The 22,856-nt window shown below is 62.7% G+C and carries 9 protein-coding genes; 7 read left to right on the plus strand and 2 right to left on the minus strand.

Annotation, left to right across the window (positions count from 1 at the left end; translation table 11 throughout):
• Nucleotides 1–122 precede the first annotated feature (122 nt).
• Nucleotides 123–1,406: an amidohydrolase family protein gene (locus K8U03_01210; GenBank protein ID MCE9603501.1), complete on the minus strand. Its 1,284-nt coding sequence runs from the start codon at nucleotides 1,404–1,406 to the stop codon at nucleotides 123–125.
• Nucleotides 1,407–1,639: 233 nt separating this feature from the next.
• Here K8U03_01210 and K8U03_01215 point away from each other — a divergent pair, with 233 nt between their 5' ends.
• The 5 genes from K8U03_01215 to K8U03_01235 all read left to right on the plus strand — a co-directional run bounded on the left by K8U03_01215 (nucleotide 1,640) and on the right by K8U03_01235 (nucleotide 18,707).
• Entirely contained in the window at nucleotides 1,640–2,209 is a 570-nt protein-coding gene (locus K8U03_01215) for a sigma-70 family RNA polymerase sigma factor (GenBank protein MCE9603502.1), read from the plus strand.
• On the plus strand, nucleotides 2,206–5,625 hold the full coding sequence (locus tag K8U03_01220; protein ID MCE9603503.1) for a serine/threonine protein kinase: 3,420 nt from the start codon (nucleotides 2,206–2,208) through the stop codon (nucleotides 5,623–5,625). Before K8U03_01215 ends, K8U03_01220 begins: the two co-directional genes overlap by 4 nt.
• A 98-nt stretch (nucleotides 5,626–5,723) precedes the next feature.
• The gene (locus tag K8U03_01225; GenBank protein MCE9603504.1) at nucleotides 5,724–9,914 is read left to right on the plus strand and encodes a DUF1592 domain-containing protein; all 4,191 of its coding nucleotides are present in this window, start codon (nucleotides 5,724–5,726) and stop codon (nucleotides 9,912–9,914) included.
• Nucleotides 9,915–9,939: 25 nt separating this feature from the next.
• A complete protein-coding gene (locus tag K8U03_01230; protein MCE9603505.1) occupies nucleotides 9,940–11,271 on the plus strand; it encodes a DUF1552 domain-containing protein in 1,332 nt (443 codons plus the stop codon).
• A gap of 323 nt (nucleotides 11,272–11,594) precedes the next feature.
• The gene (locus tag K8U03_01235) at nucleotides 11,595–18,707 is read left to right on the plus strand and encodes a hypothetical protein (GenBank protein MCE9603506.1); all 7,113 of its coding nucleotides are present in this window, start codon (nucleotides 11,595–11,597) and stop codon (nucleotides 18,705–18,707) included.
• A 76-nt stretch (nucleotides 18,708–18,783) separates the two neighbouring features.
• On the opposite strand, the gene K8U03_01240 is transcribed toward K8U03_01235, so the two are convergent.
• Entirely contained in the window at nucleotides 18,784–20,463 is a 1,680-nt protein-coding gene (locus tag K8U03_01240; GenBank protein MCE9603507.1) for a discoidin domain-containing protein, read from the minus strand.
• Between the two features lie 455 nt (nucleotides 20,464–20,918).
• Between K8U03_01240 and K8U03_01245 the strand changes: the two genes are divergently transcribed.
• Both K8U03_01245 and K8U03_01250 read left to right on the plus strand, forming a co-directional pair.
• A complete protein-coding gene (locus tag K8U03_01245) occupies nucleotides 20,919–21,347 on the plus strand; it encodes a PilZ domain-containing protein (protein MCE9603508.1) in 429 nt (142 codons plus the stop codon).
• A gap of 117 nt (nucleotides 21,348–21,464) precedes the next feature.
• Complete coding sequence (locus tag K8U03_01250) at nucleotides 21,465–22,760, plus strand: diguanylate cyclase (GenBank protein MCE9603509.1); 1,296 nt, start codon at nucleotides 21,465–21,467, stop codon at nucleotides 22,758–22,760.
• Nucleotides 22,761–22,856: the final 96 nt, after the last annotated feature.

Consider the following 22,856-nt stretch of genomic DNA (forward strand, 5'->3'; position numbering starts at 1 on the left):
AACTTCTTTAGATTCGAAAATCACGCTTCATCGGCCGATTTCCGAGGCCGCTCGGCCCAACCCGGCCGGGCCGTTCTCGTTCGTTCCGCGTATTTGGGTGTTCGAGGCTTGGGTACTCGAAGCTAGGGTCCTTTGAACACAACCCCGTCTTTCATGACGAACACGACGGACTTCATCAGACCGATCTCAGCCAGTGGGTTTCCCTTCACAGCGACGAGATCGGCAAGTTTCTTTTCTTCGATCGAGCCGAGCCGGTCGTCGATCTTGAGCAGCCGCGCCGCGACGATCGTCGCCGCTTGAATGGCCTTCATCGGCGGCATGCCGCCGGCGACCATGAGCTCGAATTCATGAGCATTTTCCCCGTGCGGCGACACGCCGGAATCGGTGCCGAAGGCGATCTTCACTCCCGCGGCATAGCCCTTCGCGAACGTGGCGGCCATCTGCGGACCGATCGCGGCGGCTTTCGGGCGCACGATCTCCGGAAAGTAGCCTGCCTCTTCGGCCTTCTTCGCCACCCATTCGCCGGCCATGTTCGTCGGCACCCAATACGTGCCGCGATCTTTCATCAAGGTCATAATCTCGTCGGTCATGAACGTTCCATGTTCGATCGAGTCGACGCCGGCGAGCACCGCGCGTTTCATTCCTTCGCTGCCGTGGGCATGCACGGCGACGGTCATGCCGTAGTCGTGCGCCGTCGCAACGACGGCTCGCAGTTCTTCGTCCGTGAATTGCGGATTCAGCCCGTTCGCGGCCAAGCTGAGCACGCCCCCCGTCGCAGTCAGCTTGATCAGATCGGAGCCGTCTTTGTAGCGCTGACGAACGGCCTTGCGAGCATCGTCGGCCCCGTTCACGACCCCTTCGAGCGGACCGGGATCGCGGCGATACTCGCCGCGCACGGCATTGCTCGGGTCGGCATGTCCTCCGGTCGTGGCGAGGGACTTCCCCGCCGTGAAGATCCTCGGGCCGGGAATCCATTTCTGCTCGATCGCTTTGCGCAGCGCGATCGAGTTGACGCCGTTGTCGCCGAGGTCGCGCACCGTCGTGAACCCGGCCATCAGCGTTGCTCGCGCGTAAACCGTGGAGCGCAAGGCATAGTCGGCCTGCTCCATAAAGAAGCGCTCGGTATACGTTTCTTTCGAGTGCTGCGATTGCAGATGCGTATGCATATCCATCAGACCAGGCATTACCGTGTGGTCGGTCAGATCGATCAGCTTGTCGCTCGGCTCGGGCTTCAAGTAGCCGTCGGCCACGCGCACGATCTTTCCCTCGGCGACGACGATCGTGACTTCGGAGCGCGGCTCGTCGTTGCGTCCGTCGATGAGTCGGCCGGCATGAATCAGCGTGGCTCCTTGCGCCGTCGAAGCCCCCAGGCAGACGACGGCGAGTGCGATGACGATGCGGTGCATGAATTCGGATCCGTGATGGAGGTGGTTCATAGTCGTTCGTTGCCGGGCCTGCCGGTCGGCGAACGGGTAACCTACCAGAGCGGCGAGGGACGTTCAAAAAGAGCGCCGCTCGCGCAGTTTAGAGGGAGGTTCGTGATGAATCGTTCCCGGAAAATCGGTGGAAAATCGAACTATTTTCCGAGCCGCGCGCATCGTACGCCGAGATTCGGCGCTTGATATGCTAGGAATCGCTCATGAACACCCCGTCGCCCCACCCCGACCTGCCGCTCGACCGCTATCGGTCGTACCTGCTGCTTTTGGCCCGCTTGCAACTCGACGGGCGGGCTCAAAGCAAGCTCGATCCCTCGGACGTCGTGCAGCAAACGCTGCTGGAAGCGCATGCCAAGCAGGGCCAATTCCAAGGCAACGAGGACGGACTCGCCGCATGGTTGCGACGCTCGCTCGCCAACAATCTTAAGGATGCGCTGCGAGCCCTACGGCGCGGCAAGCGCGATGTGCGACGTGAAACCTCGCTCGAAGCGGCCATGGATCATTCGTCGTTGCAACTCGCGGCCATGTTGCCGGCCGAGGGAGCCTCTCCCAGTCGGCAAGCTAGCCGCAACGAAGACTTGCTGCTCTTGGCTTGCACGCTCGAGCGGCTTCCCGAGGCCCAACGTCAGGCGGTTATGCTGCATCATTTGCATGGCTGGCCTTTGGCCGAAGTGGCCGCCACGCTCGGTCGAACCGATGCGGCGACGGCCGGTCTGCTGCATCGCGGCTTGAAGCGCTTGCGGGAACTCATGTCGTCGGAAACCCAGTCATGAACGCTTTCTCATCGGACCCGACCTCGTCGCCTGAAGAGCGCTTAGAGCGCGTCTTGGCGGAGTATCTCCGTCAGGTCGAGGCCGGCATCGAGGTCGATCGCCAAGCGCTCATCGCAGCGCATCCGGAATTGGCCGACGATCTACAGTCGTTCTTCCGCAACCACGACGAGATCGAGCGGCTCGCGAAGCCGCTCCGCAGGGGCTCGTCTTCCTCGGGCGACGATCCTACGGTCGGGCTCGTCGAGACTCCGAACGTCGAAGACCATCGCGTGCGCTACTTCGGCGACTATGAACTGCTGGCCGAAATCGCTCGCGGCGGCATGGGGGTCGTCTATAAGGCTCGGCAGTTGTCGTTGAATCGGCTCGTCGCTTTGAAGATGATCCTCGCCGGACAATTTGCTTCGAAAGCCGACGTCGATCGCTTTCAGCAAGAGGCCGAGCATGCGGCCAACCTCGATCATCCGAATATCGTGCCGATCTATGAAATCGGCGTCCATGAAGGCCGACATTATTTCAGCATGAAGCTGATCGAGGGGAGCAATCTCCGCAGCGAACTTCCGCGCTTGCAAAAAGATCTGACGGTCGGCATTCGCTTGATGTCCGAAGCGGCTCGTGCCGTGCATCATGCACATCAGCGGGGCGTGCTGCATCGCGATCTCAAGCCGAACAACATCTTGATCGATCGCGACGGCGAACCCCATATCACCGATTTCGGTCTTGCCAGGCGCGTCGAAGGAGACAGCGACCTCACGCAATCGGGCGCGATCGTCGGCACGCCGAGCTACATGGCCCCGGAACAAGCCCGAGGGGAAAAACAGCTTTCGACGGCGGCCGATGTCTATAGTTTAGGTGCGATCCTTTATGAGTTGCTCGCCGGTCGGCCGCCGTTCAAAGCGGCGACCCCGATGGAAACGATCGTGCAGGTTGTTTCGCAAGATCCCGAACGCCCAAGCACGACGTTGCATCGGATCGATCGCGACTTGGAGACGACCGCGCTGAAGTGCCTCGAGAAAGATCCGCGACGCCGCTACGACTCAGCGGCGGCGCTCGCCGACGATTTGGATCGCTGGCTCCGCGGTGAACCGATTCTCGCGCGACCCGTCGGCCGCTGGGAACGGACGGCGCGCTGGTGCCGCCGCAATCCGCTCATCGCCGGGCTCACGGCGACGGTCGCCGTGTCGCTGGTGCTGGGCATGCTCGTGTCGTCATACTTCGCTGCCGCGGCCCGGCGTAGCGCCGAGGAAGCTCGACATGAGCAGTTGCGGGCCGAGGCGAATGCCGACTTGGCACAGCAACAAAAACTTCGGGCCGATCTCAAAGCGGACGCTGCACTGCAGGCGTCGAATATGCTGTTGGCGGAAAAAGTACTCGGCGATCGGAGCCTCTATGCGGCGCGGATGAACCTCGTGCAGCGGAATTGGGAAGCGCATCGAATGCGCGAAGTGCTGGAAGGATTAGGGCGGCCGTCGCGCATCGATCCGCTGGAATGGAGCACGGAGCAATTGCGAGCCGGCCTGCTGCCCCCTCCGCGCCGCGATTTGCGCGGCTTCGAATGGTTTTATTGGGAGCGACGCTTTCACTCGGAGCGATTGAATCTCAAAGAGCCTCTCGCTCCGAGTGCTCATCCCTCCGGCGCGCGGGCCGTGGCCTTCAGTCCCAACGGTTTGAAGATCGCCACCGGGGGCGACGACCGCTTGCTCAAGCTTTGGAATGCGAGCGATGGGCGGTTATTGCATTCCCTACGCGGCCATAAAGACTCGCTCAACCACGTCGCTTTTAGTGCCGACGGAACGCGCGTGGTTTCGGCCGGCGGCGCGGCCGATGGTGTTAAAGTTTGGGACGTTGCCACCGGCAAGCTCTTGAACACCTTCGTCGTAAGCAGCGGCGAAATCAAGCTTGTCCCTTGGCAGGTTGCCTTTCATCCCGACGGCTCGCGCTTGGCCGTCGCATCGTACGACGAATCGATCCGTGTTTGGGATCTCGCGACCGGTAAGGAACTACCGTCGCTGAATGCCCATGCCGGCGGCTTCTCGTCGCTGGCTTATAGCCCTGAAGGGAAACATCTCGCGGCGGGGAGCTTCGAGCGTGGGACGATCACCCTCTGGGACGCAACCGACGGCAAACTACTTCAAACACTCGAAGGGCATCAAGGCAAAGTCGCCGATGTCGAGTTCAGCTCCGACGGCACCCGACTTGCCTCGGCCGGTTGGGACAAGACCGTACGCTTATGGAATGTCGCCGACGGAAAACAATTGAACGTATTCAAGCGGCATACGGACTTTGTTCACGGCGTGGCGTTCAGTCCCAACGGTAAGCGGCTTGCTTCCGGTGGGCAAGATGCGACCGCGTGCATCTGGGATCTCCCGAACGGCGGTAACGAACTGCTTATTCAAGGTGGGATCTACGCCGTCTCCGGGATCTCCTTTTCGCCCGACGGAGCGCATCTGGCGACGGCGCACCTCGACGGCGATGTGAAGATTTGGGACGCCGCTCTAGGCCAAGAGTCGCGCGTATTGGCCGAGGAACCGAACGCGCCACTCTCATGCGTGGCGTGTAGCCCGAACTCTCAATGGATCGCCACGGCCGGCAGCGGTTCGATCGTGAACGTGTGGAACCGCAAGCAAGAACGGGTGCATCGCTTCACAGGGCATGTCGGTCGCATTACGTCGGTCGTGTTTAGCCCCGACGACCGCTATGTCGTCTCCGCCGGAAATGATCGCACGATTCGGGTATGGGATCTCGCGTCGGGTAAACAGAAGGCCGTTTGGAACGGACACAAGCTTCCGATCAACAGCATCGCGCTGAGCGCCGACGGCCGCTGGCTGGCCTCGGCGGCCGGCGACCCCTTTCGTCGCGGTGAGCCTAGCGAATCGCAAGCCGAGCTGAAGCTTTGGGATTTCGCCACCGGTAACGAAGTCCGAAACTTGATCGGTCACAAACAGGCGGTGGTCTCGGTTGCTTTTCGTTCCGACGGCAAGCAACTCGCGTCCATCGGTGCCGACGAGAGCGGCGTTATGCTTTGGGACACGATCAACGGGAGCGGAATGAAGACGCCGGCGGTTCCGAACAAAGCGCTGCACAGCGTCACCTATAGTCCCGATGGTCGGCAGCTCGCCGTGTCGTCGCAAGACGGCACGGCGCAAATTTTCGACATCGAAAGCGGCCGACTGCTGTGGACGCTCGACGGACATGCCGCTTCCGTTCTTTCCGTCGCGTATAGTCCCGACGGCCGCCGACTGGCGACTGCCGGCCGCGATAAGACCGTTCGACTTTGGGACGTCGACTCCGGTCAAGAGGTGCTGACCCTCTCAGGACATACGGGTCCGGTCAGCGCCGTGGTTTTCAGCGCGGATGGCAATCGCCTGATCTCGGCCGGCCACGACGGCGCGGCAAGAATCTGGGAGGCGACGCGCTAAATGAAAGCGCCGGCGACGGCCGTCGTCGGCGTGTAGAATGGCGGGCATCGAATTCTCTTCACGGTTACGCAGACACCGAGCTCGGAGCCTGTAGTGTGATGCCCGATCCGTTCCGCTTTTCGCTCGCGCTATTTACGGCCCTCGTCTGTTCCGCGGCGCGCGCAGACGATGCGTTCCAATCGACGATTCAACCTCTGCTGCGCGAATACTGCGTCGGTTGTCATTCGACGAAGCTACAGAAAGGGGAACTGGATTTAGAGCAGTTCAAGTCTGCCGCAGACGTAGCCAAGCAACCGAAGATTTGGGAAGGAGTGCTCGAGCAACTTGCGAGCGGGGAAATGCCGCCGAAAGATCAGCCGCAGTTGCCGGCCGATCGGAAGACGAAGCTCGCATCGTGGACCCAAGCGAAGCTGGACGAGATCGCGTTGGCGAATGCCGGAGACCCGGGCGCGGTCGTGCTACGGCGGTTGTCCAATGTCGAATACACCTATTCGCTTCGCGATTTGACGGGCGTCGAGTCGCTCGACCCGGCGAAGGAGTTCCCGATCGACGGGGCGGCGGGCGAGGGCTTTACCAATGCAGGCGCAGCGCTCGTCATGTCGCCGGCTCTGTTGACCAAATATCTCGACTCGGCCAAGGGGATCGCGGAGCACGCCGTCTTGCTGCCGAATGGAATCCGTTTTTCCTCCACGACGAGCCCGCGCGATTGGACGGACGAGAGCTTGGCGAAGATCCGCGAGTTCTATGCGCGGTTTAGTACGACCGGCGGCGCCTCGTCGGTGAATCTTCAGGGAGTCAAATTCGATACGAACGCCGGCGGTCGGCTGCCGCTTGAGAAGTCGTTAGCCGTGCTGCTCGCCGAACGAACCGCGCTCGCCGGCGGCACTAAGAGCATCGCCGACGTAGCTCGCGAACACGGCTTGAACGCGAAGTATCTCGGCCTGTTGTGGGCCATGCTTCACGACACCAAACCCTCGCTGCTGCTCGACTCGCTCCGCCTGAAATGGCGCGCGGGAACACTTACGGCCACGGATATCGAAGCTTGGCAGCAATCGCTGTGGCGGTTCGCCAGCGTCGGACATATCGGTAAGAAGAACGGACCCAAGGGCTGGCAAGAGCCCGTTAATCCGCTTGGTTCGCAACATGAAATCAGGTGGAAGCCGGCCGTTCCCGCCGGCGGCGGCGACCTGACTTTGTATCTCTCCGCCGGCGATGCGGGAGACGGAAACGAAAACGACTTCGCCGTTTGGGAGAATGCCAGGCTCGTAGCGCCGGGTCGCGCAGATCTTCCCTTGCGCGACGTTCGCGCGATGGCACGCCGACTTGCCCAGCGCCGCGAAGCTGTGATTGCGAGCACCGCGAAATGCCTTGCCGCCGCCGCGGAAGCCGACGCTTCGCACACGCGCACGGATACGGCAAAACTAGCGCAGACCCACGGTGTCGAGCCCGAGCTGCTGGCGGGTTGGCTCGACTACCTCGGCATCGGCTCCTCGGGCTCCGTGAAACTCGGAGCGTTGCTTGTGAAGAAGATTCAGGCATCGCCCGAATATGCTTTCGTGCAAGGTTGGTCGGGGGCCGATGCTCTTTCCGTGACCGCAAACTCGTCGGACGTTTCCGTCCGCGTTCCCGGCACGATGAAACCGCATGGCGTGGCCGCTCATCCGTCGCCCAAGCTGGCCGTGGTCATCGCTTGGCGCAGCCCCACGGCAGCTACGCTGCGCATCGGCGGCAGCGTGCAAGACGCGCATCCGGAGTGCGGCAACGGGGTCACCTGGGCACTCGAGGTGCGTCGTGGTCATTCGCGCGAGCAATTGGCCGCCGGCGTGACCAAAGGGGCGACGTTGATCGACATGGGACGTTTCGAAAACGTTCGCGTGTTGCCCGGAGATGTCGTCGCCGTGGTCATCGGGCCGCGCGATGGGAGTCACGTCTGCGATCTCACCGCGATCGACCTCGCCTTGCACGATGGAACCCGAGAATGGAATCTTGCGAAAGACATCGCACCGAACATCCTGGCCGGCAATCCCCACGACGACGGTCATGGCAACAAGGACGTATGGCATTTCTTCGGGGAACCGCCGACGGCCGGTTCGACTTCTACCGTGCCCGGCGGTTCGTTGCTGGCGAAATGGCGCAGATCCGAGCATGGCGCGGAACGACAACGGCTTGCGCAGCAGCTGGAGCAACTGTTGCGGCAAGGAATGCCTGCGAAAGTTCTCGGCGAAGCGGACTCGCCGGATCGCGTCCTCTACGATCAGCTGCTCGCGTTCAACGGTCCAGTGCTCTCTGCGGCGCTTCGTGCGACGGAGGTGCATTCGGATGCCGGCCCGGACTCTCCTTACGGGCTCGATCCCGCGTTGTTCGGCAAGCAGATGAACGGCAAGCATCCCGGCGGCAGCAGCGTCGATCCGCTGAGCCTGTATGTGAAGGCCCCTGCCGTGATCGAGGTGCGATTGCCGGCCGCGCTCGTCGAAGGGGCGGAGTTAGTCGTCAACGGCAAGCTGCATCCCGTAGACGGCAAGGAGGGGAGCGTGCAGATGCAGGTCTCGACGACGAAGCCCGAGCGGCTGTCGGAGATCGCAGCGACCAAAGCCGAGACGAAGTCGGTCAACGGTGCGTGGTCGGACAACAACCTGCGTACCAGCTACGGGGCTCAGGTGATCGTGAACGACGGCAGCGCTGCGCGGCAGCGCTTCGAAGCGGCTTTCGAGGATTTCCGCCGCTTGTTTCCCGCCGCGCTGTGCTACACGAAGATCGTGCCGGTGGATGAAGTGGTGACGCTCACGCTCTTCCATCGCGAAGACGAGCAATTGAAACGCCTGATGCTCGACGACGCTCAAGCGGCCGAGTTGGATCGGCTGTGGGACGATCTCCTCTTCGTCAGCGAGGCTCCGCTGAAGCAAGTGGATGTGTTCGAGCAGCTGTACCAGTTCGCTACGCAAGATGCGAACCCGGCCGCTTTCGAGCCGCTGCGAGAACCGATCTTACGCGCAGCCGAGGCCTTTAAGAAACGGGGCGTGGAAGTCGAGCCGAAGCAATTGCAAGCGGTGCTTGAGTTTGCCGCGCAATCTTGGCGGCGTCCGCTGACGAGCTCGGAGCTCGGCGAGTTACGCGGGCTTTACCACAAGCTCCGCAAACAAGAACTGTCGCACGCCACGGCCCTGCGCATGTTGATCGCGCGGGTCATCGTCGCGCCGGCGTTCTTATATCGCGGCGAGAGCGCGGCGCCGGGCCTGAAGGCTGCGCCGGTGAACGATTGGGAATTGGCGACGCGGTTGAGCTATTTTCTGTGGTCGAGCGCTCCGGATCAAGAACTTCGCTCGCTCGCGGCGGCCGGGACTCTGCACCAGCCGGACGTTCTCCTCGCGCAAGCGCGCCGCATGCTTAAAGATCCCAAGGCACGCCGGCTGGCGACGGAGTTCGGTTGCCAGTGGCTCCATGTGCGAGATCTCGAAACGCTCGACGAAAAAAGCGAGCGCCATTTTCCGACCTTCGTAGCGCTGCGCGGCGACATGCAGGAAGAAGCCGTTCGCTTCTTTATGGACTTATTTCAAGCCGATCGTTCCGTGTTGTCGCTACTCGATGCCGACCATGGCTTCATAAACGGCGCGCTCGCAAAACACTACGGCATCGACGTCAAGTCGAACGACTGGCAACGCGTCGAGGGCTTACGCGCGCGAGGTCGCGGCGGCATCCTCGGTTTCGCCAGTACGCTGGCGAAGCAAAGCGGCGCATCGCGCACCAGCCCGATTCTGCGCGGCAATTGGCTGAGCGAAGTCGTGCTCGGCGAGAAGCTACCGCGTCCGCCGAAAGACGTGCCGCTGCTGCCCGAGGAAACGCCCGCGGGGCTCACCGAACGCCAGTTGATCGAGCGGCATAGCAGCGATGCGAAATGCGCGGTTTGCCACAAGCGGATCGACCCGTTCGGCTTTGCGCTCGAGGGCTTCGACGCGATCGGCCGCGCCCGCGATAAGGATTCCGCCGGGTTGCCGATCGACACGGCTGCGAAGCTGGCCAATGGTACGCAATTCGACGGGCTCGAAGGGCTTCGTAAGTATCTGCTCGAGCAGCGCCGCGAGGATTTTCTCCGTCAGTTTTGCCGCAAGCTCCTCGGCTATGCGCTCGGTCGCAGCGTGCAGCTTTCCGATAAACCGCTGTTGGAAACGATGCTCGCTCGCTTGAAAGCCGATGAGTATAAAGTCGGTATCGCGATCGAGCTGGTCGTCGGGAGCCCGCAGTTTCGGGAAGTCCGCGGCCGAGAGTTCGTCGCCGATCATTCGTCTCAGTAACGCCATTCACCTTAACGGCCTCGCTATGAATATCCACCACTTCTCGCGTCGTGCGTTTCTGCGCGGAATCGGCGTCAGCATGGCTTTGCCGTGGTTGGAGTCGGTCAACGTCTGGGGCGACGAACCGCTGCGCAACAAGCCGGCGAGCGAAGCGCCCGTGCGGTTGGCGGTGTTGTTCTCCGGCAACGGCTTCCATTCCAAAGAATGGTGGGCGAAAGGAGAAGGGAAGGGGATGGAACTCGGAAAAGTGCTGACGCCGCTCGGCGACTTCCGAGAAAAGCTCTTGTTCGTGCGCGGACTCTTTCACGATGAGGCGCGGAAAGGGAACATCCATAGCTCCCAAACGGGCAACCTGCTCTCCGGTGCGCCGATCGCCTCGGGGGGCGAGATACGTTCCGGCACGAGCTTCGATCAGTTGCTCGCGCAAACCTACGGGCGTTCGACGAAAGTACCGAGCCTCGTACTCGGTTGCGAGCGCTCGAATCCGTCGGTCCACAAGAACTACTCGATGCTCTACAGTTCTCACATTTCGTGGAGCTCGCCGACGACCCCGACGCCGCTCGAGCTCTATCCCGCGCTGGCGTTCGATCGCCTCTTCAAAGATGAAGTCGCGCCGGGCGACAAGAGCGTGCTCGATGCCGTCTTGGCCGATGCGCAAGACCTGCGCCGCAACATCAGCACCGGCGACCAACGGAAGCTCGACGAGTATCTCGACTCCGTGCGCGACGTGGAAACGCGGATCGCGAATGCCGGGAAGCGCGGCGAACTCCAAGGTTGGCGGCCGACGCTCGACAAGCCGAACATGAAACGTCCCGACGACGGCATTCCGCAAGACATCGCCGAGCACATGCGGCTGATGAGCGATATTCTCGTCCTCGGTTTTCAAACCGATACGACGCGCATCTCGACGCTGAAGCTCAACAACGATCATAGCGCGCTCCGGTTTCCGAATCTGCCTTCGGTGCAGCAGCCGAGCCACGGCATCGACTATATGATTCACCACCTCCTGTCCCACTCCGACGGCGAAGACTGGCTGAAGGTGAATCAGTTTTTCATCGAGCAGCTGGCTTACATCGCGCGCAAGCTCGACGGCATTCAAGAAGGTTCGCGCACGCTGTTGGACAACACCATGCTGCTGCATTGCTCCAGCATGATGGCCGGCGCGAAGCACGACAACGACCAGCTTCCCGTCATCGTGCTCGGCGGCGCGGGAGGCCGCATCCAGAGTGGCCGAGTGCTCGACTACAAAGACAAGCCCGACCGCCAGTTGTGTCGCTTGTTTATGTCGATGATGGACAAGATGGACGTCCGTCCGAAGACGTTCGGCGATGCGAAGACCATGCTGAACGAAGTTTAGCGCAGACCAAGTCTAGCGCTCGATACCGGCGCGCTTCTCGTCGACGAATCTTAAGAGATTCGAGCGACGTCGCCGCTCGCGCACGTTACGGCGAGGATCGGGCTCCCGCATCTGGGCGGGAAATGGGGGCCGCTCGCCGAAATACGCCGATCTCCGCGCCTAACGGCCGGGAAAACCTCGCTGTCGCGGCAGACGAAAACTGCGACTATTTTCTCCCGAGCTAGACGCGGCGAGCGCGGCGGGTTGTTACTATGGCGTCGTTGCGAACCTGGGTTGGTTTCAGGTTCGGCGCCGAGAAAATGCCGGATAAGAGGATCGAGACGATGCCGAAGGTTACCGTGAAGCGTTGGTCCGTACTCATGTGGCTCGTGACGTTAGGCGGAGGCGCGTCGACTTTCGGCCAAGCGCCGCCGGAACAGATTCGTTATCTCGAAGGGCACACGCAAGCGGTGTATGCCGTGCGCGCTGCGGCCGACGGCAAAACGGCCGCGAGCGCGAGCATCGACGGAACGGTCAACGTCTGGGACCTTACCAGCGGTCAACTGATTCGCTCCATCCCGGCCCACGCCGGCCCGGCGTTGAGCTTGGCGATCTCGCGCGACAGCAAGCAATTGGCAACCGGCGGCTTAGACCGCAAGGTGCATTTGTTCGAGCTGCCGACCGGAACTTCGCCTCCCGGTCTGGCAGGGGTTCCCGGTGTTCCGTTGGCGATGGATGTGTCGCCGAACGGCAACCAAGTGTTGACGGTCGATCAAGGGAAGACGTTGCGCCTATGGGACGTCACGACCAACGCCGCGGTTCGCGACTTCGGCGGCATCACCGGCGAGCCCGTCGCCGTGGCGATGGTGCCTGCGACGAAACTGATATTGGCCGCTTCGCAAGAGGGCAGCGTTCGTAGTTGGCAACTCGACACGGCTCAGCCGAGCGGGCTGGTGTCTACGGCGCCGATCAGCTCGATGGCGTTTCGGGCTCGCGACCAACTCGTTGCGGTCGGAGGCACCGATGGGCTCGTGCGGTTCCTCCGTTGGCCCGTCGTGGCGCCGGTTTCGATTCCAGGACATGGAGACCAAGTGAACGCGGTCGCCATAGCAAGTCACGGCAAGTTCATTTTGAGCGGCAGCAACGACCAGATCGTCCAAATCGTCACGTTGGCCGACAACAAGTTGGCCCGTGCGCTGGCCGGCCAGGTCGGGCCGGTGACATCCGTAGCGCTCGACGAAACTGCAATCCTTGCCGCAGCCGGAAGCGCTACGGGAACGATCAAGTTTTGGCAAACGGCCGACGGTGCCGATCGATTCACCTTGGCAGGCCATGTGGGAGCCGTGTCGTCGCTGGCCTTTCAGCCCAAGAGTACGACCATCGCTTCGGCAGGCGCCGACGGCACCTTGCGCCTGTGGAACGCGCCGACGGCGACCATCACGCTCGCCAGCCATGCCGGTGTGGTGCAAGCAGTCGCCGCGAGCGCTGATGGCAAGGTCTTCGCCACCGCCTCGGCCGATAAGAGCGTGAAGCTGTGGTCGCCGACCGACGGTAAACTAGTGCGAACTCAGGCGCCGCAGCTACAACCGGTGCAACGCGTGGCGCTCGGGCCCGATGGGCAACAATTCGCAACCGGCGACGCGCTCGGCGCGATCCGCGTCTTCGCAGCGAAAGATGGGGTAGAGCAAGGTTTGCTGGAAGGTCACACGCTGCCGGTCACCGGCTTGGCGTTTCGTGCGGGAGCCAAACAGCTTGTGTCGACTGCCGACGACGGCACCGTGCGGATTTGGAATCTGCCCCTGATTCCGTCGAAGACTTGGCCGTTTGCCGCAGCCACCGCTCCGAAGGTAGTGCTGAGCGCGAATCGCTTGTTCGTCGCAGGGGGCACCGACGGTGCGGCCGTGGGTCTCGATCCCGAAACCGGCGCCGAAGCGCAAAAGTACGCGGCGGCCGCCGCACCGCTTACGGGCTTGGCATTGACTACCGACGGAGCATTGCTGGCCGGAGCGACGAATCTCGGCGGCGTGAAATTTTGGAACGCGGCCGACGGCGTCGATCGCGGAAGCCTCGCCGGCCATGAAGGGGCGGTCGCGGCCATCGCGGTGCATCCGAGCTTGCCGCAAGTCGCCACCGGGGGCCTCGACGGAACGGTTCGCTTATGGCGACATCCGATCGCGCCGCAATCGTTCACTCACCACGCGAAGCCCATCAAAGCCGTGGCCGTCGGCGCCGACGGCAAGCTGATGGTTTCCACTGCGGAAGACATGACCGTTCAGCTCTGGACCCTCCCCGACGGCAAGCCGACGGTAACGGTACCGACGCAAACGGCCGTGGTTCACACGGTTGCCGTGCGACCCGACGGCAAGCAGGTCGTGACGGGAGATGCGACGGGGATGATTCGGGTTTGGAACTCGGCCGACGGCGCACCGTTGGCCTCGTGGGGCGCACACGATGCCGCAGTGACCAGCCTCGCGTTCGACACCGCCGGACAACAGTTCGTGTCGAGCGGTGCCGACGGCGGAGTCGCGCTGTGGAAGTTGCCGACCGTCGCGCTGCGCACTTTGCATGAACGCCCGGTAGCGGTCGCCGCCATGGCGACCACGACCGACGGCAAGCTTCTGGCCGTGGCCTCGGCAGACAAATCCTTAACGATCGTCGACGTGGCGACCGGGAAAGCGAATCATGCGAAAGAGGCCCTGCCTAACCAATCGACGGCCTTGTCGTTCGCGGTCGACGGAAGCCTGTTGGCGGTCGGAAACGATTCCGGCAGCGTGCAATTCTACAAAGCCGCCGACGGTGCCGATGCCGGTGCCGATGCCGGTGCGTTGGGCGGACATGTGGGTGCCGTCGCCGGCGTAGCGTTCCATCCCAAGGGGGGCCAACTAGCCACGGCCGGAGCCGACGGAACGCTTCGCCTCTGGAACGCGCCGCTACCATCTCGTCCGCTGTCCGGAGCCGGCAAGAAGATCAATGTCTTGGCTGCGAGCCCGAACGGCCAGCTGATCGCCACGGCAACCGAAGACGGGGTACAACTTTGGACCGCCGCCGACGGCAAGGTGGCTCGCCCTCTGGCAGGGCACAAGGGTGCCGTGACGGCGCTCGCCTGGAAAGCGGATAGCACGCAACTCGCAACGGCCGGCGTCGACGGCACGGTTCGAGTTTGGAACGCCGCCGATGGTCGCCAGATCACGATCTACGAAGCGCATAAGACGCCGGTCTCGGCCGTGAGCTTCACGACCGATGGCGCGGCCGTCGTCAGCGCGGGAACCGACAAGCTCGCTCAAATCTGGAGCGCCACGGATGCCAAGCCGCTGCAAACTCTTACCGGTCATACGCAACCAGTCACGGCTCTGGCGTCCGTCTTCGGAGGTGCGTTCGTCGTCTCCGGTTCGACCGACGCCACGGTCCGAACATGGAATGCGACCGACGGCAAGCCCGGCACCACGATCAACGCCGGCGCGCCGGTGACGAGCTTGGCCGTGAGCGGCGACGGCAAGTTGCTGGTCGTCGGATGCCAAGACAAACTCGTCAAAGTGTTTCAGTTGGCCGACGGAAAACTAGTGGCGACTCATACGGGCCACGCGCAACCGGTCGGCTCGGTGGCTTGGAACTCGAAGAACACCCGAATTGCCAGCGCCTCGAACGACGGCGCGCTCCGCGTTTGGGATGCCGTCACGGGCCAACTACTGGAGACGTTGTCGCCGGGAGCGACGATTCTGCCGACGAGCGTGAGCTTCCTCGCACCCGACGAACGTACGCTCGTCGTCGGCTGGTCCGACGGCCAAGCTGCGATCGAATCGCTCCGGCTCAACTGGTCGATCCCCGCCGCCGTAGGGCCCGCCCCGACCGGCTCACTCACCAGCGTGGCGTTCACGCCCGACGGCGCGAGCCTGCTCACCGGCGGTACGGACAAAAAAGTCCAGCTCTGGAACGCGCTCGACGGAAAGCTGCTGCGTCCCTTTGCCGGGCCGACCGATGTCGTGACGAGCATCGCGATCAGCGCGGACGGCACCAAGGTCTTCGCCGGTGGAGTCGACAAGGCCGTTCGCGTCTGGAACTTCGCCGATGCTGCGCTGATCTCCACGCTGACGCATCCGGTCGCAGTGCGAGCTCTCCGTCCGAATAGCGATGGAAGTCGGCTAGCCACGGGCGCCGACGACAACATGGTTCGCATTTGGAGTTTGCCGGCGGGACGGGTGATCGAACGCCACGCCGACGCGACCAAGCCTGTCACGGCGCTCGCGTTCTCGGCAGACAATCTCGCCGTTCACTTCGCCGCAGCCGATGGCCGAGTGCGCAGCGTGCCGCTGGCCGTGGTGTTCAACGAACCGGCTCACGCCGTCGGTGCGACCTATGCGACGATCTCGCCGGACGGCAAAGTCGTGGCGTCGGGCGGCATCGACAAGTTGGTGAAGCTGACCGATCCGGCCGGTAAACCGATCGCACAACTCGCCGACTGCACATCCCCGGTGCGCGGAATTGCGCTGCGCGGCGACGGAGCCCAATTGGCGGCGAGCGGCGACGATGCCCAGCTCTATTTCTGGCGGCTCGACAATCGGCAGTTGGAAAAGAAGCTGCCGCTCGGAGCTCCCGTGTCGAACCTCAGCTATAGCGCCGATAAGCTCCGCTTAGTCGCGGCCGGCGCCGACAATCGCCTGCGGATCGTGCATGTCGCCGAGCTGCGCGTGTGGGAAGATGTCATCGCTCCGGCCGTGTTGCGCGGGGTCGCATTCTTGCCCGATGGAGTTTCCGTCGTCACCGGCGGGGCCGATAACAAACTGCACCTGCAATCGCTCGCCGGAACGGCATTGTTGAGCGGGCACGTCGGAACCGTTCAGGGACTAGCCTTCACGCCCGATGGAAAAGGCCTCGTCAGCGCCGGCGCCGATAAGACTTTGCGGCATTGGAACCCGGTAGACGGCAAGCTCGTGCGAGCGCTGGCGGGACACGCCGATATCGTCACGTCGGTGGTCGTCACCGGCGACGGTGCGAAGATCGTTTCGGCAAGCGCCGACAAAACCGTGCGCACTTGGAACGTCAGCGACGGGGTCGCCGGTGCGACCATCACGCTTACCGTGCCGGTGCGCGGCTTGGTCGCCACGGCCGATCCGACGCGCATCGCCGGCTATGCCGACGATCTCTTGGTACACGTGTGGGATCTGACGAGCGGAAGAGACCTACAGCGATTCACGGGCCACAAGGCGGCTGTTTCCGGCCTCGCTTCGTCTGCCGACGGCAAGCGCATCTTCTCCGTCTCGGCAGATAAAACCATCGCCCGCTGGCCGATCGCCGCCGAGCGGTTGATCGTGGCCGATCCCGCAAAGATCTACGATCTCGCCCTGATCGGTGATGGTGCGCAGTTCGTCACTTCCGGCGAAGACAAGCTTGTGAAGTTGTGGGACGACCAAGGGAAGCTCGTCCGTCAATTCGGTGGTTCTCCGACCGGCGTGCGCAGCGTGGCCGTCTCGGCCGACGGCGCTCGGGTAGCCGCCGGCGGTGATCCGACGATGGCGCAGCCTACGGTTTGGGTTTGGAATCTGGCCGACGCCAAGCTCTTGCAGACGATCGCGACTCCGGTCGGCGTATCGCAAGTGGCTTACGACACCGATCAGAAGCTGGCCGTCGGTGGGGCCGACAAACATTTGCGTTTGTATTCGATCGCCGATGGGCGTTTGCTCGAAGACTTCACTGCTCCGGCGGTGTTGCTCGATGTGGTGTTTGCGGGCGAGAAGCAACGCCTCGTCACGGCCGGAAGCGATAACAACGGCTACCTCTTCACGCCGTCGTTGCTGCGCGCATGGTCGGCGCATGTCGGCGGCGTCGCCGGCGTAGCCTTTACGCCGGACGGCACGCAATTGGTCTCGGCCGGCGCCGATAAGCTGGTCTCCGTTTGGAACGTCGCCGACGGCAAAAAGGTGAATAGCTACGGCGGTCACACCGCCGCGGTCACCAGCGTATCCCTCTCGGCCGACGGTCAACGAATCGTCGCCGGCGGTGCCGATAAGACATTGCAAATCTGGGAGCGAACGGCTCCGAACGAATCGCAACCGGATGCCCCGATCGCAGCCAAGTCCGTGATCACGCATGCCGCCGGCATTCGCTCCGTGGCCTTCGCTGCCGATGGCAAACAGATCGTCGCCGGTGGCGACGACAACATGGTTTGGTCGTGGGATGTCGCCACCGGCAAGGAACGCGAACATTGGATCGGCCATACGGGCCCGGTCTTGTCCGTGGCCTTGTCGCCCGATGGCAAGTCGCTGATCACAGGGAGCATCGATCGGACGCTACGTCGTTGGACACCGAGCGTGCTGGGAGTCGCCTCGGCGCTCGAAGGGCCGGTCGGCCAGGTCGCGATCGCACCCGAAGAAAACTTGGCATTCGCCGGCGGAGAGAAGGGGGCGACCGTCGCCGTGGCGACCGACACCTTCCAAGTCGCGCGGAAGTTTGCCGGAGCCGCAGGTTCGATCAAGGCCTTAGGTGTCAGCCGCGATGGTAAGTTCCTCGCGGCCGGCACCGACGACGCGAAGCTGCAGGTCTGGAAGTGCGCGGACGGTACTCTACTCGCTTCGACTACCGTGCCCGGCCCGATTCGCTCGCTGGCCGTGGGAGCCGAGGCGGCCAGAATCGTCGTCGCGTGCAACGACAAAATCATTCGCAACTACGCCCTTCTACAATCCGAAGGGAAAGCCGAGCTCCAACTCACGCAGCAAGGGCATGGTCATACCGACGCCGTCGTGGCCGTGAGCCTCACGGATGAAGACCGCGTGATGCTCAGCGTGAGTTTGGATCGAACGATCAAGCGTTGGCTCACCGCCTCCAACGCCGCGAAGTTTACTTTCGCGAAGGAAGGGGGCCCCGTCTACGGTCTCGACTTCTCCGCGAACGGCAAGCTGCTCGGCATCGCTTCCGGCGATAAGACGGCCCGCATCTTCAAGACCGACACGGGCGAGCAAGCCACGGCCGGTGCGGGACATCCCGGCCAAGTCGCGGCGATCGCCTTTCGCAACGCCGAGCAATTCGCCTCGGCGACGAGCGGCGGCACGCTACGGGTTTGGGGGCTCGACGGACAACCCGTCCACGAGCGCACGGATCCGCAACTAGGCAACCTCCGCACGCTCGGCTTCTCGAATGACGGGAACATGCTGGCGCTGGCCGGGACGGGCCGAGTCGTGCAACTTTGGGACGCCGCCAAACAAACCCTCGCGCAAACCTTGCGTGGGCACAACGCCACGATTTGCCAAGCGGTCTACAACCCGACCGGCTCGCGCCTCACGACGCTCGACGAAACCGGACAACTCTTCGTCTGGGATCCCTCGAGCGGTGCGCTGTTGTATCACCAACAGTTGCCCTTGAGCGTAGCCTACTCGGTGGCCTACTCGGCCGACGGCAAAGAGTGGTTCGTCGCCGGTCGCGATCCGCGCGTGCTGCGCGTAAGCATTCCGGTGCCCGCGCAGTAAAACGTCGCCGCCGGCCGCACGCTCGGGAACCGGGGTCGATGTCGAACCACTTTCGACATCGACCGGCTGCCGAGCTTTAGAAGCCCAGGATTTGGATTTCCGCCAAGCCCGAATTTCCTTCGCCGGTCGGAGTCGTCCAAAGGCTATTGGCCGAGACCTCGACATAGCGTCCGCGTTGGAAATTGACCGGGATCGTCACGCTGTAGTCCGCCGTCGTAGCGACGCCTGGCGCGGGAGCCACGAGGCCCAACTTCGGGCTGCGTACTTCCGACGGATCGATGCTCACGATCACGCGAACTTCCTTCCAACCGAGGGTCGCGGCGCTCGCGTTGTTCAGATTCCAAATCCTCACTCCCGTCACGGTCCGTTCGGCACCTAAATCGAGCATGATCGTACCTCGCCCGGTAACCGGATAGCACCACATGCTCGCCGGCTCGATCGTGTTCCAAACTCCGTCGACCACGGCCGCGGCCGGCGACTCAGGCAGTTCGGAACCGGCGCGCAGAACCTTCACTCCCTTAAGCGGCTCGGCCGACAACAAATGCGTGGCGATCGCCAACGTCTTGGCTTGTTGCGCCGCTTCGGGAGAAAGGCCTTCCTCGCCTCCCGCCGCCAGCTTCAGCAACCGCTGCGGCAGCGCGGCCAGTCGCTTTTCGTCTTCGGCCGACAGCGCCACGTCGAGATTCCGATAGGCCGTGAGATCGGTCTGATCCAAGGCTTGAACCGCTTGCCCGCACGCCATGAGCGCGGCGGCCAAAGCAGGACCGTTCGCTTCCAGCAGCGGCAGTAGGGCGACCACCGTTCGCGGCGGCGTATCCGTCACTTTCGAGAGGGCCGTGAGGGCCGCGATTTGTCCTTCGGGCGTCGTCGCTTCGAGAGCCAATGCCAAGAGGGGTTCGCCGGCGCCGGGCCGATTGAGCCGCTCGAGGGCTTGAATCGCATCGGGCCAACTCTCTTTCTGCTCGGGCCGCTTCAAGACGGCGACCATCGCAGGGATCGCCAAGGCCGGTCGATCGAGTTGAACCATCAGCGACAGCGCTCTTCCCACGAGCTTCGGCTTGGCGGCATCGGCACTGGCTTCCACGAGCAGCGGCATCGAGACATCGGCTTGTCGCGGCAGTTCGATCCGTGCGGCGTCGACTTCGCGCGGGTTGTCGGAAGCGAGGAACCGCATCGAGTTCTGCATGAGGTTGCGCGCGCGGCGAGCTTCGTCGATCGCACTATTGAGCGATTTCGCCAAGCTTTCTTGTTCGAGAGTCGGTGCTCGGTTCAGCACGAAGCTGACCGCGGCGCTCGCTTCCGTATACTTTCCTTCCTTGAGCAGGTTTTTCGCTTCCGTCAGCTTCGCGGCCCTGTCTTGCGCCAACAGCGCTTTACGCTTGTCTTGCAATTGCTTCGTCAGCGCCGCCAATTCCTTCTGCTGTGCTTCATCCGGCAACTTGGGCGCGACGTACACGGTCGCCAAGGCGTCCATTTGCCGCTGCGCTTCGTCGACGCGATCGGCTTCGATTTCGGTTTGCGCCTGCCGAACCAGTTTCTCCCAAGCCTCCTTCGGTGAAATCCCGGCAGCGATGACGACGGGCTTGGCGACGACCGGTGGGGCCACCACGGGGGCTTCGGTTGCGGCCGGTTTGTTACATCCCGTAGCCTGCAACATTCCGGACCCGACCACGACGGTGCCTGCCAGCAGCTTGACGATTGCGCGAGGCTTCCGATTCAGGCCTTGGAGAATCCGATCACGATTTCGTTCGTTCATAGTTCGCAACTTATCTCGGAGAGAGTCGTAGGTAATTTGTCGGCGGCACGCGGAGCGGTAGGCAGCCAAGTCTTACACTCCGGGCCCGCGCATGAACATGGTTTTTCCGTAAAACGGGCCATCTCATGTGTCGAACTCGGGCCAGGCTCCGGTCCGTTTCCCGAATCGGGCGGTTACGATTCTAACCAGCGGAACTTCGCTCCGCGTCGTGCTACCGGCCGGCTGCTGGAAGAAAATTTCGCCCGCTCGCGCCGTAAGTCGTTCGCGAGTTTTGTTTTCCACCGCCGCCGGGAACCGCCGTTTTCTTCCTTACGTTCGACTTAATCGATCTATACCTACCGCTGGGCGATGTTCCTTCGGCTTTTTATCGCCGGCTCGCTCGATCTGCGACACCCAGGCCGAACCCGAGCTAGGTTTGAATCGGCCCATTACGCTTTCGCCGAGTGACCCTATCCGTGGACGCCGATCGTCGGACGACATTTCGCGCCTCGATTATCGACAGCCGGGAAGGTTTCCTGGTTGCCCGTCGAGGGCATCTGCGCGTCCGGATCGTCGACGAATCGGCCGGCGGGCTGTGCGTGGCGACGAACCGAGCATTCACGTTCTCGGACGGTACCGAACTCCGGCTCCGCACCGACGACGGCGACGATCTTGCCGTGCGGATCGTCTATCACCGTGCGGAACGGAAGCGAACCCTGATCGGGCTCGAGCGGATCGCCGAGCTTCCGCTTCAAAAACGTCCGAATAGCGGAACGCGGCCGCTGATTCTGCTCGTCGGGCTCACGCTCGGCCTCTACTCGGGCTTCGCCCTGCGTACGGAAACGATCCGTGAGCGCTTGCCGCAGATTCCGACGTTCTCGCAGTTCGTCTTTCCCGGCGAATGACTTTCCATTGCCGCGCTGCTTAAAGAGCGCCACGCGACTACCGACGGTTACGCGCATTTGACTTTCGACCCCCTTAAGGCACTCATTCAGGAGGGGGATCATTCACGGGGATGAGCCATGATTTCGTTCGCCGCCGCATTCGCCGGAGCCGCTTTGGAAGCGCTCGTCTGTTTGGTGGTCGGGCGAAAGTCGACGGTTTGGGTTCCCCCGAAGCAGTTGGATCCCCCACCTCCCTCGCCCGAGTCCGAACGAGTTCGTGAATTAAGTTCCGAACTTGCCGACGGCGTGCAAGCGCACACGCAAGAAATCGGTCGGTTGCAAGGCCGGCTGCGCGGCGCACGCAACGGCTCGACGAGCTACTTCGAGGTCGACGCTACCATCGAACAAATGATGGAGGCCAATCGTAAGCTGCAAGAGAAGCTCTCCGAAGTCGAAGGCGAATTGCAAAAGCAGTCGAAGCAATCCGACCGGCTCGCTGCCGAAGCACGAACCGATGCGCTTACGAAGGTCTTTAATCGCCGCGCATTCGATGAACATCTCGCGGAGTGTAGCACAAGCGCCGTGGGAGGATCCAAACTCGGTACGTTGATCCTCCTCGACGTCGATCGGTTCAAACAACTCAACGATAAATACGGACATCCCGCCGGAGACTTCATTCTCAGCCGACTTGCCGGCATGATCCGCGACGCGGTCGGCTCCGAGGGTTTCACCGCCCGTTACGGCGGCGAAGAGTTCGGCGTGATCCTGTCGGGAGCTTCGCTCGATCGGACCAGGATCGTCGCCGAACGGATTCGCAAGAGTTGCGATGCCGTTCACGACTACATCGGAACGTCGATCAAGACCACGATCAGCCTCGGACTCGCGAATTGCAGCTGTTTGTCGGAGACGACGCTGGCGAATGCCGACCGAGCCCTCTACGCCGCGAAGCAAGCGGGACGCAACCGGACGTATCTTTGGGACGGCTCTCAAGTCGTGCCGGTGGAAAGCGGCGCACTCACGAACTCCGGCGGCGCCGCTCAGCCGGTCGCCGTCGTCGAAACTCGAACAGCGGAAGAGCCGAAGCCCGAGAGCCCGAAGAAGGAAGCTTGGTTCGATCGCCGCGCAGGGAACCGCAAGGGGTTCGAGACGTTGCAGTGGATCGCCCCTTACGTCCCGAATCAGATCCTTCGGAGAGAGTCGTTCGTTCAGGTCCGTTGTCGCGATATTTCGCCCGGCGGATTTTCCTTCGTGCTGCGCGAACGCCCTGAATTCGACGAGGTCGTCGTCGGCTTAGGCATCTATCCGAACATGACCTACGTTCGTGCGAAATTAGTGCATGTCGCACCGGGAACTCCGACCCCCAGCACGTTTCTGATCGGCTGCCGCTTCGCCGAGCGACTCCCTTCCGGCACCGGCCTCGTCGCTGCAACGTAAGACGAAGCGCTGCGCAGGAGCGCCGTCGCCGAGCGCGCAGCCGCGAGTCGGCGTGGCGTGAAAAAGGTGGACAAGCCCCGCGGGTGCCGTTACGTT

The sequence above is a fragment of the Planctomycetia bacterium genome, from assembly GCA_021413845.1.
GTDB lineage: Bacteria > Planctomycetota > Planctomycetia > Pirellulales > PNKZ01 > PNKZ01.